The sequence below is a fragment of the Staphylococcus sp. HL28 genome (assembly GCF_021117155.1).
GTDB classification, from domain to species: domain Bacteria; phylum Bacillota; class Bacilli; order Staphylococcales; family Staphylococcaceae; genus Staphylococcus; species Staphylococcus warneri.
The window spans coordinates 2,174,082-2,186,882 of the sequence record NZ_CP088218.1 but is presented as its reverse complement, the minus strand read 5'-3'; the positions used below and the strand labels follow the sequence as shown (position 1 = coordinate 2,186,882).

The window sequence follows — 12,801 nt, the reverse complement described above, 5'->3', positions numbered from 1 at the left end:
ACTTACTTTAATGCTTATACTTCGTTTTCGTCGTTAGCTTCAGTGATTCGTTTGTTAACACGTTTTAATAATTCATCGATTTTTTTACGTTGTTTAGTATTAACTAAAATTAATACTGTTCTTTCGTCATGTTCATTACGTTTTTTATCGAAATAATCTTCTTGTGATAAGTTTTTAACAGCTTTTACAACTTGTGGTTGTTTGTAGTTTAAGTGGTTGATAATATCTTTAAGATAGTATTCCTCTTCTTTGTGTTCACTAATATAAGTTAAAACTGCGAATTCTTCGAAACTAATTGAGAATTCTTTTTTAATAATACTTTTTAATTTGTCAGCATAAGTGACCATTGCTAGTAATTCGAAGCAATCATTTATTTTTGAAATAGCCATTACTGAAACCTCCCTAATATATACACTTACATATACTTCTATAAGTGCTTTTACCCGATTTTATCTATTTATATCTTTTTTTTGAAAAATACGAAGTGTCTGTCATAATTTAGTATTAAATTAATTTAAAGAATTATATTTAATGCTATATTATTTAGTTAATTATAACTAAATAAAATTAAGAAGTAAACAAATAAGTGTTTATAAAACAAATTATTGATTGTGATATATCTTTTTTTCTTTAAAATAGCATTTTTCTAATTCAAATTTATCATAACAAATTCAAATTTTCTGTAATTTAATAAAAAAACAACTAAAAAGTAAAGTTTTTGAAATGATTATTACAAACAACTTATTTGAAAGACTTTTTTAACGTCATCGAAGGTGCGACAACAACGTCTTCATTTAACATTAACCCTTGTGTAACATTTATATACCCATTTTGTTTGGCTATATTGTATTTAATCTCACGTTTAACTATTTTGTTTTTGAGTTTAACGAGGAGATATTTGTTATCTATTAATGTGCTTTTAGGGATACGTATATCATTTGAAAAAAGTTTAATTTTGAAGTGGGTGCCGATATCATAATGTGGTTGAGTCGATATTTCAATTTGATACATAGATGTTTGCTTATTAATATGTTTTGGGATATTTGAAATATATTTTATTTTTCCAATAAAACGATTTTTATCATTAGAATAGATTGAAATATTTTGATTTATTTTTAATAAATCCTTTTCGGATTCTGATATAGTAGCACGAATGATACGTTCTTTGCTATTGATTTGCATTATGGGTTGATTATTTTTAGAGGGAGATTTGTTTAGCATATGTACATAACCGCTAATAGGGGCGTATGTTTGTGTATAAATTTCTGATTTATCTTTAAAGAATTGTGATTGATGAAGTGTTCTATCAGTGAGTTGTTGTTGATGTGAAGATGACAATTTAGGGAAGCTTTGTTGCATTTGTTTGAGCGTCAGTTGTTGCTGATCATCAAGTTGTGTTGCCTTCGATGGATTGAAATATTCTAAAAGTGGGGAATTCTTTTTAACGTAAGTAAGAGGTTTAACGAAGAGTCGATGAATGTAGCCATACTGTTTGTCGTAATAAAGAGTGAAATTTTCGACAGCTTCTTGTGTGCCGATAGTGGAAAGTAAGGTTTCATGTTTTGTCTTAATCGTTTTAACATGGTTAAGTTGATTGGGAGAATGAGAAGAACGATAAAGGTAAAAACCGAATCCTGAGGAAATGATTATGAATAGGAGTATTAAGGGAAATAAAATCGTTTTGTTAAAGCTCAATATGTTCACCTCTGGGGATAATATGGCATTATTATACTACACAATAAGAATGATAAAAATATTAAAACAAAATATTATTGAAAACGATATGGCAACTTTTTTGTTAACGTTGCAGAATATGAAACATACACAATAAGAATGATAAAAAACTGAGTTCCTAAAATAAGAACTCAGTAGCAATTTAAACGTTAAAATAAACGTAATAATATAATGCCTATAGCAATACAACTCAAACCAATACATTTTCGAAGTGTAATTCTATTTTTAGGTGTACCTAGTAAACCAAAGTGATCGATGATAACGCCCATTAACATTTGACCGAGCATACCTACAATCGTAGTTAAAGCAGCACCTAGAAATGGCATTAGTATTACATTAGAAGTAACAAAAGCCATACCTAAGATACCACCCACAAAGTATATTGGTTTGATAGGACCAAAATCTGGATGTGTTCGGTGAATTTTTAAGCTTCGATGAAAGATTAATGTCAAAATGAATAAAGCGATTGTACCTATCGTAAACGACACTAATGATGCGAAGAATGATGAATGGACATCTTTTGCCAATGCACTATTGATTGTCGTTTGGATAGGGGGTGCACATCCGAAAATAAATCCAATGATTAACCATATATATAAATTCGAATGAGATTGATGTAAAAGTTTGTCTTTAGGAATTTGATTCATCAGTAAAATACCTATAAGTAAAAGAACAATGCCCACTGCTTTGAAAAAAGTGAACGGTTGTTGACTTGCACCAAACAAGCCTAATGTATCAATGACAACACCCATCATAATTTGACCAGCTACTGTAATGACAACGGTAAGTGCTGCACCTAATCTAGGTAGTAATAATAAGTTGCCTGTTAAGAAACATACACCTAATAAGCCACCTACAAACCAGTGATAATTAAAGGTTTGTTCTGTAAAAAAATGAGGAGTGAGCATATGAGGGTTGATTATTAAATTCAGGATGATTAAACATACGGTTCCCACACCAAAAGATACTGTTGAAGCATAAAAAGATGATCGAGTATATTGACTTAGTCTTGAGTTTACGGATGTCTGTATAGGAATTAACATACCGACAAAGATACCTAAAAAATAAAGTAAAGCCATAATTAATGTCACTCTTTTCTCGTCATAGTGAATCAATTATATCGAAAATGACACAATTATAAAATAGTAGATTAGACATGAATAAAATATATTAAATATATTTATTCAAGTAAAAATACCCCATACCCAATATGATGAATATCAAAGGGTATAGGGCGTCAATCAATTATTTATTTTCAAAAAGGATTTGTGTATTTTTGGATATAATATAGGCAGCGTAGACTTTGTTGATTGAACCAACGGTTGATTTTAAAATATCTAATTTTAATAATTGATCCATACATTCTTTTACAACTTGTTCGGTTAGTGCGCTATCATTTTCGGGTATTTGTAACTTTATTGGTTTGTCTAAGTTACTTTTAAAAACAAGGTCTAATGTAGTTTTCATATGCATTCTCCTAAACTAAAGATTGTGTTCTAATGGCTTCAACTTTATCAAATGATTCGCCAGTCAAGCGTTCAATAATAGTTGAAAATGTTTTGATTTGTTCGTCAGTTGTAGTGGGTTTTAAATTTGAAAAACGACGTTTATGTTGGATTGCTTTACCTTCTGAATCATAAGTAATACGAGTTAAAACAACCACAAGTTGATTTACTTCATTCATTGTTATAACCTCCTTTCACTATATATATCGAAATAAAAATTAAAAAGGGTCACAATTTAATAAATAAATTTAAGCAGATTGCTTTAATGTTACTTAAACATGATTTATCATTAAATAAGAAACTTAATAAGGAGGACGTATGAACCAAGTAGAGCCGATAAGAAGAACAGAAGATATACAAAAAATGTATAGTGTGTTGCGATCCCGTTCTCAAAGAGATTATTTATTATTTAAATTTGCAATACATACAGGCATTAAGTTATCAGAATTGTTGAATATGAGTGTTCAACGACTGAAATCAATTGAAAACGGGAATATAAAAACAACTTGGATTGATGACGGAGAGCCAACGATTCAAATTTTATTACCACCAGATTTAAGAAATGAGCTGCAAGACTATATTGACTATTATCAGATAAAGGATAATGATCTTTTATTTCAGTCAATACGGACAGGTAAAGGACTATCACGACAACAAGCTTACCGTATTATCAACAAGGCAGCTGAAGAGTTAGAGATACCACATATCGGGTTAACTACATTGAGAAAAACCTTTGCATATCATGCATATCAATCGGGAATATCAATTTCAATAATCCAGAAGTATTTAGGGCATCAAACAACGCATGAAACAATGAAATTTATTGGTATTAAAGATAAAATGCACAATCGTACGGTCATTGCGTTAAATCTATAAAATATGTAAAAGGAGGCTTTTGATGGGCTTGATATACCTAATGGTTATACTGTTAGCCATTATGGGCTTGGTGCTAGTAACCATGTCACATCGCAAATTAAATGCATGGTCTAGTTATGTTGCACTAAGTGCCCCCATAATTACATCAATTTATTTTATCTCGAAGATTCCACAAATTGTGCAACAACAATTTATATCAGTTCAAATACCTTGGATGACTTCGCTAGATATTAATGTTGACTTGAGGCTAGACGGACTTAGTTTAATGTTTGCTTTAATTATTTCACTAATTGGTGTAGCAGTATTTTTCTATGCTACACAATACTTATCACCTCAAACGGATAACCTACCTAGATTCTTCTTCTATTTACTATTATTCATGTTCAGTATGTTAGGTATTGTTCTTTCCAATAATACAATTTTAATGTATGTCTTTTGGGAATTAACAAGTGTGTCATCATTTTTACTTATTTCATATTGGTACGATAACGGTAATAGTCAATTAGGTGCTATTCAATCGTTCATGATAACGGTATTTGGTGGATTAGCATTACTAACAGGATTTATTATGTTGTATTTGATGACAGGTACAAACACGATAACGGATATAATAGATCAACGTCATCATTTGGTTAACCATCCTTTATTCATACCAATGATGTTGATGATTTTATTAGGTGCTTTTACGAAATCGGCGCAATTTCCATTTCATGTATGGTTGCCTAAAGCGATGGCTGCACCGACGCCAGTTAGTGCATATTTACATTCAGCTACGATGGTTAAAGCAGGTATTTTCTTATTATTCCGCTTCACACCAGTCTTAGGTTTAAGTGATGCTTATATTTATATCGTCACTTTTGTAGGATTAATTACAATGCTATTTGGCTCATTAACCGCATTAAGACAATACGATTTAAAAGGTATTTTAGCTTATTCTACTATCAGTCAATTAGGTATGATGATGTCAATGGTAGGTATTGGTGGCGGTTATGCACAACATCCATCTGATTCATTATCAGAGTTTTATGTTTTAGTTTTATTCGCTGGTTTATTTCATTTAATGAATCATGCCATTTTTAAATGTGCTTTATTTATGGGTGTAGGTATTATCGACCATGAAGCGGGAACAAGAGATATTCGTTATTTAAATGGAATGCGCAAGCTTTTCCCTAAAATGCATATAGCTATGTTGATCGCAGCTTTATCTATGGCAGGTGTGCCATTTTTAAATGGATTTCTAAGTAAAGAAATGTTCTTCGACTCATTAGTGAAGGCGACTCATTTAGAGCAATTTGGCATCACGCTTACAGTAATTGTGGTCGCAATAGGCGTAATTGCCAGTATCTTTACCTTTACGTATGCACTTTACATGGTAAAAGAAACATTTTGGGGTAGATTTAATACCTCTTATTTTACGAAAAAAGATATTCATGAACCTTGGTTGTTTAGTATACCTTCATTAATATTAATGATACTGATACCAATCATATTCGTTATTCCGAATCTTTTCGGTCAAAATATGATTTTACCAGCTCTTAGATCAGTTACAGACGCAGGTTCGAAAATAGATACGATAGCACCACATATTTCGCAATGGCACGGGGTTAATTTACCGCTTATTTTAAGCGTGATCGTCATTGTTGTAGGCATTGTGTTGGCCTTATCAATAGATTGGAAGTCATTGACGCATCGTATTATCAAGCATGCTTCGATAACGAATTCGTATCAACAAGTTTATCGACAGTTTGAGTCATATTCTGGTTATAGTATTAGAATGTTGATGAAAAATAAACTCAATCACTATATCATCATTACATTGCTGATCTTTGTAGCCATCATTGTCTATGGTTACATTAGTGTCGGATTTCCACATGTACATCAATTGCATGTGTCTCAATTTGGACCTTTAGAAGTTATTTTATCTATAGTGACTTTAATTATCGGAATCGTACTCATCTTTATCCGTCAACGTCTTACAATGGTAGTGCTTAATGGTGTGATTGGCTTTGCAGTAACATTATTCTTTATTGCAATGAAAGCGCCCGATTTAGCATTAACACAACTTGTGGTTGAAACGATAACGACCATTTTATTTATTGTAAGTTTCTCTAGACTACCTAACGTTCCAAGAACTAAGCCAAATATGAAAAAAGAAGTTGTGAAAATTGTTGTGTCACTGATTACTGCAATTACAGTGGTCTCACTGATATTTATTACCCAACAAGCAGACGGTATGCCAACGATTTCTAAATTCTATGAGAATGCGGATAAATTAACAGGCGGTAAGAATATCGTTAATGCCATTTTAGGTGACTTTAGAGCTTTAGATACGTTGTTTGAAGGACTTGTACTCATTATTGCAGGTCTTGGTATTTATACATTATTAACTTATAAAGATCGGAGGGGACAAGATGAAAGAGAATGATGTTGTATTACGAACTGTAACTAAAGTCGTTGTGTTTATACTGTTAACGTTCGGGTTCTATGTTTTCTTTGCAGGACATAATAATCCGGGCGGCGGCTTTATCGGTGGTTTGATTTTTAGTTCTGCTTTTATTCTGATGTTCCTTGCATTTGATGTTAAGCAAGTGCTTATCAGTTTGCCGATTGATTTTAAAAAGTTAATGATTATAGGTTCTTTGATTTCATTAGCCACAGCTATCGTCCCTATATTTTTTGGTAAACCGTTTTTATATCAAACTGAAGCCAATATCGCGTTGCCCTTATTAGGTCATGTACATGTCACAACGGTTACACTCTTTGAATTAGGTGTGTTATTAGCAGTTGTGGGTGTGATCGTTACAGTGATGTTGTCGATAAGTGGGGGTAAATCATGAATCTTATATTATTACTAGTGATTGGCTTTTTAGTATTTATTGGCACGTATATGATTCTATCTGTTAATTTAATTCGTATTGTCATTGGTATCTCGATTTATACTCATGCAGGTAATCTTATCATCATGAGTATGGGTCATTATGGTGGACATATGACAGAGCCATTAATTACAGGAAGTAAGGCTTACTTTGTTGATCCTTTATTACAAGCCATAGTTTTAACAGCTATTGTTATTGGTTTTGGTATGACTGCCTTCTTACTTGTATTAATTTATAGAACATATCGAGTAACTAAAGAAGATGAAATTAACGTATTAAGGGGTGAAGATGATGATGAGTAATTTATTGATTCTACCTATGTTACTTCCATTTCTTTGCGCTTTAATACTTGTCTTTATCAAAGATAAAAGTAAAGTGTCTAAATTCTTATGTATTGGCACAATGTTGGTAACAACACTGATATCGTTATCATTATTAATTTATGTTATGAATGAAAAACCAATTACATTAGATTTCGGTGGATGGAAGGCACCATTTGGTATTCAATTTTTAGGAGATTCATTGAGTTTACTAATGGTAACTGTTTCATCATTTGTCATTACGTTGATTATGGCTTATGGATTTGGTCGTGGAGAGCAACGTGTCAATCGTTTCCATCTTCCATCATTCATTCTATTTTTATCTGTAGGTGTCATTGGTTCGTTTCTAACCTCAGATTTGTTTAATTTATATGTTATGTTTGAAATTATGCTACTTGCTTCGTTTGTGCTAGTGACATTAGGACAATCTGTTGAACAATTACGTGCAGCAATTATTTATGTCGTATTGAACATCATCGGATCATGGTTTTTACTTTTCGCAATTGGTTTATTATATAAATCGGTAGGGACACTTAATTTTTCTCATATTGCTTTAAGATTAAATAACATGGAAGATAATCAAACTGTGACGATGATTTCACTTATATTCTTGGTGGCATTTAGTTCGAAAGCAGCGTTAGTCATCTTTATGTGGCTACCTAAAGCATATGCAGTTTTAAATACAGAGTTAGCCGCACTTTTTGCAGCATTAATGACGAAGGTCGGTGCATATGCATTAATCCGCTTCTTCACTTTATTATTTGACTCTCATGAAGGCGTCACACATCCATTGCTTGTTTTTATGTCATGTCTAACAATGATTATTGGTGCTTTTGGTGTTCTAGCATACAAAGATATAAAGAAAATTGCTGCCTATCAAGTGATATTATCGATTGGTTTTGTCATTCTTGGTTTAGGTACACACACATTTTCAGGTGTTAATGGTGCGATTTTCTATCTAGCTAACGATATTGTTGTTAAAACATTATTATTCTTTATTGTAGGTAGCTTAGTGTATATTTCGGGTTATCGTCAGTACCATTATTTAAGCGGGCTAGCCAAGCGCGAACCATTCTTCGGTATAGCATTTATTATTATGATTTTTGCGATTGGTGGTGTACCACCATTTAGTGGATTCCCAGGTAAAGTATTGATTTTTAAAGGTGCCATTGAAAATGAAAACTATATTGGTCTAGGATTAATGATTGTAACGAGTCTTATTGCGATGTATAGCTTATTTAGAATACTATTTTTAATGTACTTTGGTGACCAAGACGGTGAAGATGTTGAATTTAAGAAAATACCTAAACATCGTAAAGGCATTTTAGGTATTCTTGTAGCTGTCATATTATTAATGGGAATCGGTGCACCAGTAGTATTAAATGTGACTGAAAATGCGACTAAAATGAATATGGATGAGCATCAGTTCCATCAAATTGTGAATACGCATTTGAAGGAGGGAGATAATTAGATGAATCAAGTCGTTCTGAATATTGTCATCGCGTTTTTATGGGTTTTATTTCAAGATGAGGACGAGTTTAAATTCACGACCTTCTTCTCTGGGTATTTAATTGGTGTAATCGTCATCTATATTTTACATCGTTTCTTTGGACAAGAGTTTTATTTGAGAAAAATATGGGTTGCCGTTAAGTTTTTATGTGTTTACTTATATCAATTAATTACATCTAGTATTAGTACAATCAATTATATTTTGTTTAAAACGAAAGACATGAATCCTGGATTGTTAACGTATGAGACCAATTTAACTAATGATTGGGCAATTACCTTTTTAACGATATTAATTATCATAACGCCAGGTTCAACCGTGATTCGTATATCTAAAGGAACAAATAAATTTTTAATTCATAGTATTGATGTAACAGATAAGGATAAGAAAAATTTATTGCGAAATATTAAACAGTATGAAGATTTAATCTTGGAGGTGACACGATGATACAAGCTATGACACAATTTTTTATTATTGCAGCTTTGGTTATTTTTGGTATAGCTTTATTAGTATGTCTTTTGAGATTAATTAAAGGACCTACTACTGCTGACAGAGTCGTGTCATTTGATGCAACGAGTGCTGTTGTCATGTGTATTGTTGGTGTCATGAGCGTGATTATGGGCACCGTTTCATTTCTAGATTCAATCATGTTAATAGCCATCATCTCATTTGTAAGTTCGGTGTCTATTTCTAGATTTATTGGAGGGGGGCGCGTTTTCAATGGAAGTAGTAAAAGAAATCGTTAGTCTCATCTCTGCAATATTCATCTTTCTAGGTAGTGTGATTGCATTAATCAGTGCGATCGGCATCGTGAAATTCCAAGATGTCTTTTTGAGAAGTCATGCTTCCACGAAAAGTGCCACGTTATCAGTATTACTAACGATTGTTGGTGTATTAATCTATTTTGTTGTGAATACAGGTTTTTTCAGTGTTAGATTATTATTATCACTGATCTTTATTAATTTGACATCACCAGTAGGCATGCATTTAGTTGCACGTGCAGCATATCGAAATGGTGCATACATGTATAGAAAAGATGATGTACCAAGACAGTCTTCTATATTGTTAAGTCAAAATGAATTTAATTCACCTGAAGAATTAAAAACACGTGCCAAACTACGTGAACAACGAAGAGAAAAATTGTATTATAAAGAGAATCAAAAGCTAAATAAATAACACTTTAGATTAGAATAAAGCTATCGTGTATCCATAAAAATGGGTGTGCGGTAGCTTTTAATTTATATTAGAAAAAGTTGTTGGTTTAAGGTGCGATTTATTTAAGTAATACTCAAAATAATGATAAAATATTGTATAAGGAAAATTATGAATTTAAGTAGTAAATTTATTGAAAAGGGATAAAAAGATATTTTATGTGTTTGGAACTTTAAAGTATAACTTTGGGATAATGAGTACTACGTAGTTAATAACGTATTGCGTTACTTTAACATTCCAAAACCATAAAATGTGATGGTACTAGGTAACTTTTCAATTCATGTTCAAATGATTGATGTATGGATAACCTAACATTATGATAACTGAGTTGAGCCCTCCTTATAACATCTATATTAATAAATTCAATTGTCATTTAACAATTTGATAAAGCTTATTATTTAATGATTGCTTCTATATTAATTAACCTCTAAAGTACATCAATTCCAATACGTGTTACTTAATTTTCATTCCAAAACAATTCATTAAAGAGGTGAAAGTTTGGAAATATTTGAAACATTACTCATATTTATCGGCGTCGTTATTATTAGTTCATTCGTTCACACGTTTATGCCGAAAGTACCGCTAGCGTTTATTCAAATCGCTTTAGGTATGCTGTTATTTATTACTCCTATTCCTGTTGAGTTTAATTTTGATTCCGAGTTATTTATGGTTGCCTTAATCGCACCACTTCTATTTGTAGAAGGCGTTAATGTCTCACGAGTGCACTTAAGAAAATATATTAAACCTGTGATGATGATGGCATTAGGTCTAGTCATTACAACTGTCATTGGTGTAGGCTTTTTCATTCATTGGATTTGGCCTGAACTACCTACGGGTGCAGCTTTTGCGATTGCTGCTATACTATGTCCAACCGATGCAGTAGCAGTACAAGCAATTACGAATGGTAAAGTATTACCAAAAGGTGCAATGACTATTTTAGAGGGCGAGTCATTGTTAAATGATGCGGCAGGTATCATTTCATTTAAAATAGCGGTTGGTGCATTAGTAACTGGCACATTTTCTATTATGGAATCCGTCGAACAGTTTTTAGTTGCTTCATTAGGTGGGGCCATCGTTGGGTTGCTCATTGGAATGGCTTTAGTTCGATTTAGATTAACGTTAATGCGCCGAGGCATTGAAAACATTAATATGTTTACGTTTATACAATTGTTAACACCATTTGTTACATACTTAGTTGCAGAGTTATTTCATGCATCAGGTATTATTGCAGCAGTAGTGGCTGGACTTGTTCATGGATTTGAACGTGATAGAATCGCACAGACACGTACTAGATTGCAAATGAGTTATAACCATACATGGAATATATTAGGTTATGTGTTAAATGGATTTGTTTTTTCTATATTAGGATTTTTAGTACCTGAAGTTGTGATTAACATCATCAAAACTGAACCACATAATTTACTGTTTTTAGTTGTGATTACTGTACTAGTAGCATTAGCCGTGTATCTATTTAGATTCTTATGGGTTTACGTATTATATCCTTATTTCTATTTAGCTGTCAGTCCATTCCAGAAAATGATTAGCCAAGATGACGACGGCAATAATACAACAGAGAAACCACCTAAACGAAGTCTGTATGCACTCATTATGACGTTATGTGGTGTTCACGGAACTATTTCGTTAGCTATCGCATTAACGTTGCCTTATTATTTAGCTGATCATCATGCATTTGTTTATCGAAATGACTTGTTATTTATTGCATCAGGCATGGTGATAATCAGTTTAGTTGCGGCACAATTATTACTACCATTTGTTACTGCGAATGCGCCTGAAGTAAAAGTAGGTAGCATGAACTTCAAAGAAGCTAGAATTTACATTTTGGAACATGTCATTGATTATTTAAATCAGAAATCAACGTTCGAAACCAGTTATCGTTATGGCAATGTTATTAAAGAATATCATGACAAATTGACATTCTTGAAAACGGTAGAGAAAGATGATGAAAACTCTAAAGAACTTGAAAGACTTCAAAAGATTGCGTTTAATGTGGAAACAAAAACGCTTGAACAGTTAGTAGATGACGGTAGTATCACAAATAGCATACTTGAGAACTATATGCGATATGCTGAACGTACACAGATATATAAACAAGCATCATTAATTCGTCGTTTGATTGTATTATTTAGAGGTGCACTATTAAAACGACGTGTGAAGACAACTATTAACTCTGCCTCATCTTTAAGTGTGACAGATAACTTGTTAGAATTAGTTAAAATCAATAAAATTGTTCACTATAATGTAGTAAAACGATTAGGACAAGAAGCTAACAATGATAATAAGTTAGAGGTAGGTATGATTTGCGATGGTTATCTTATGCGTATAGATAACTTAACGCCAAATAACTTCTTTAATTCTCCTAGTGAAGATACATTGACTCGTATTAAACTAAACGCACTACGTGAACAACGTCGTATTTTAAGAGAGTTAATTGAAGATGAAGAAATTACAGAAGGTACAGCTTTAAAACTTAGAGAATCAATTAATTATGATGAAATGGTTATAGTAGATAGTATGACATAATCATATTAAACAATAGGAAAGCTCGTGAGGTAAGACCTCACGAGCTTTTTCCTGTATATAAAGCAGACACTCGTAAAACTCATCGGGTGAAATATAAGTTCTACGACCTACATTTATGGAGAGAATAGGCCATAAATGTTGAATCATTTGAGATTGAACCATCAGTGCATGGATTCTATACAACCTGTTCAACAGCGTCCTATAGTGAAATCCAATTCAATCTCAATGTT

General features: G+C 32.3%; 14 protein-coding genes. 9 read left to right on the top strand and 5 right to left on the bottom strand.

Annotated features, from left to right (window positions below):
- Positions 1–14 precede the first annotated feature (14 nt).
- From sarA to sroA, 5 genes are all read right to left on the bottom strand, one after another.
- Positions 15–389: a global transcriptional regulator SarA gene (gene sarA / locus LPC11_RS10700; protein WP_002451055.1), complete on the bottom strand. Its 375-nt coding sequence runs from the start codon at positions 387–389 to the stop codon at positions 15–17.
- Between the two features lie 352 nt (positions 390–741).
- Positions 742–1,704 (bottom strand): efflux RND transporter periplasmic adaptor subunit, encoded by a 963-nt coding sequence (locus LPC11_RS10695; protein ID WP_231307266.1) that lies wholly within the window; start codon positions 1,702–1,704, stop codon positions 742–744.
- 179 nt (positions 1,705–1,883) lie between these two features.
- The gene (locus tag LPC11_RS10690; RefSeq protein ID WP_023374711.1) at positions 1,884–2,813 is read right to left on the bottom strand and encodes a DMT family transporter; all 930 of its coding nucleotides are present in this window, start codon (positions 2,811–2,813) and stop codon (positions 1,884–1,886) included.
- A gap of 166 nt (positions 2,814–2,979) precedes the next feature.
- Complete coding sequence (locus LPC11_RS10685; protein ID WP_023374712.1) at positions 2,980–3,201, bottom strand: DUF2922 domain-containing protein; 222 nt, start codon at positions 3,199–3,201, stop codon at positions 2,980–2,982.
- 10 nt (positions 3,202–3,211) lie between these two features.
- Positions 3,212–3,418 (bottom strand): sigS mRNA-stabilizing protein SroA, encoded by a 207-nt coding sequence (gene sroA, locus LPC11_RS10680; protein WP_002451050.1) that lies wholly within the window; start codon positions 3,416–3,418, stop codon positions 3,212–3,214.
- Positions 3,419–3,557: 139 nt separating this feature from the next.
- Between sroA and LPC11_RS10675 the strand changes: the two genes are divergently transcribed.
- The 9 genes from LPC11_RS10675 (at position 3,558) to LPC11_RS10635 (ending at position 12,571) form a co-directional block, all read left to right on the top strand.
- Positions 3,558–4,115: a tyrosine-type recombinase/integrase gene (locus LPC11_RS10675; RefSeq protein ID WP_023374714.1), complete on the top strand. Its 558-nt coding sequence runs from the start codon at positions 3,558–3,560 to the stop codon at positions 4,113–4,115.
- Between the two features lie 22 nt (positions 4,116–4,137).
- Entirely contained in the window at positions 4,138–6,540 is a 2,403-nt protein-coding gene (mnhA2, locus tag LPC11_RS10670) for a Na+/H+ antiporter Mnh2 subunit A (protein WP_023374715.1), read from the top strand.
- Positions 6,527–6,952: a Na+/H+ antiporter Mnh2 subunit B gene (mnhB2, locus tag LPC11_RS10665; RefSeq protein ID WP_023374716.1), complete on the top strand. Its 426-nt coding sequence runs from the start codon at positions 6,527–6,529 to the stop codon at positions 6,950–6,952. The genes mnhA2 and mnhB2 overlap by 14 nt, the downstream gene beginning before the upstream one ends.
- The gene (gene mnhC2, locus LPC11_RS10660; protein ID WP_023374717.1) at positions 6,949–7,293 is read left to right on the top strand and encodes a Na+/H+ antiporter Mnh2 subunit C; all 345 of its coding nucleotides are present in this window, start codon (positions 6,949–6,951) and stop codon (positions 7,291–7,293) included. Before mnhB2 ends, mnhC2 begins: the two co-directional genes overlap by 4 nt.
- Positions 7,283–8,782 carry a Na+/H+ antiporter Mnh2 subunit D gene (gene mnhD2, locus LPC11_RS10655; RefSeq protein WP_104681621.1) on the top strand — a complete coding sequence of 500 codons (1,500 nt, stop codon included), beginning with the start codon at positions 7,283–7,285 and terminating at the stop codon, positions 8,780–8,782. Before mnhC2 ends, mnhD2 begins: the two co-directional genes overlap by 11 nt.
- Complete coding sequence (gene mnhE2 / locus LPC11_RS10650) at positions 8,783–9,265, top strand: Na+/H+ antiporter Mnh2 subunit E (RefSeq protein WP_023374719.1); 483 nt, start codon at positions 8,783–8,785, stop codon at positions 9,263–9,265.
- Positions 9,262–9,564 carry a Na+/H+ antiporter Mnh2 subunit F gene (mnhF2, locus tag LPC11_RS10645; RefSeq protein ID WP_002465880.1) on the top strand — a complete coding sequence of 101 codons (303 nt, stop codon included), beginning with the start codon at positions 9,262–9,264 and terminating at the stop codon, positions 9,562–9,564. Before mnhE2 ends, mnhF2 begins: the two co-directional genes overlap by 4 nt.
- Positions 9,539–9,994, top strand: coding sequence for a Na+/H+ antiporter Mnh2 subunit G (gene mnhG2, locus LPC11_RS10640; protein WP_002465894.1), 456 nt, complete (start codon positions 9,539–9,541; stop codon positions 9,992–9,994). The genes mnhF2 and mnhG2 overlap by 26 nt, the downstream gene beginning before the upstream one ends.
- Before the next feature lie 534 nt (positions 9,995–10,528).
- Complete coding sequence (locus LPC11_RS10635) at positions 10,529–12,571, top strand: cation:proton antiporter (protein WP_023374720.1); 2,043 nt, start codon at positions 10,529–10,531, stop codon at positions 12,569–12,571.
- Positions 12,572–12,801 lie beyond the last annotated feature (230 nt).

Coding starts and splice junctions, on each gene's coding strand:
- sarA (WP_002451055.1), bottom strand. CDS start 389: ATGGCTATTTCAAAAATAAATGATTGCTTCGAATTACTAGCAATGGTC.
- LPC11_RS10690 (WP_023374711.1), bottom strand. CDS start 2,813: ATGGCTTTACTTTATTTTTTAGGTATCTTTGTCGGTATGTTAATTCCT.
- LPC11_RS10685 (WP_023374712.1), bottom strand. CDS start 3,201: ATGAAAACTACATTAGACCTTGTTTTTAAAAGTAACTTAGACAAACCA.
- sroA (WP_002451050.1), bottom strand. CDS start 3,418: ATGAATGAAGTAAATCAACTTGTGGTTGTTTTAACTCGTATTACTTAT.
- LPC11_RS10675 (WP_023374714.1), top strand. CDS start 3,558: ATGAACCAAGTAGAGCCGATAAGAAGAACAGAAGATATACAAAAAATG.
- mnhA2 (WP_023374715.1), top strand. CDS start 4,138: ATGGGCTTGATATACCTAATGGTTATACTGTTAGCCATTATGGGCTTG.
- mnhB2 (WP_023374716.1), top strand. CDS start 6,527: ATGAAAGAGAATGATGTTGTATTACGAACTGTAACTAAAGTCGTTGTG.
- mnhC2 (WP_023374717.1), top strand. CDS start 6,949: ATGAATCTTATATTATTACTAGTGATTGGCTTTTTAGTATTTATTGGC.
- mnhD2 (WP_104681621.1), top strand. CDS start 7,283: ATGATGAGTAATTTATTGATTCTACCTATGTTACTTCCATTTCTTTGC.
- mnhE2 (WP_023374719.1), top strand. CDS start 8,783: ATGAATCAAGTCGTTCTGAATATTGTCATCGCGTTTTTATGGGTTTTA.
- mnhF2 (WP_002465880.1), top strand. CDS start 9,262: ATGATACAAGCTATGACACAATTTTTTATTATTGCAGCTTTGGTTATT.
- mnhG2 (WP_002465894.1), top strand. CDS start 9,539: ATGGAAGTAGTAAAAGAAATCGTTAGTCTCATCTCTGCAATATTCATC.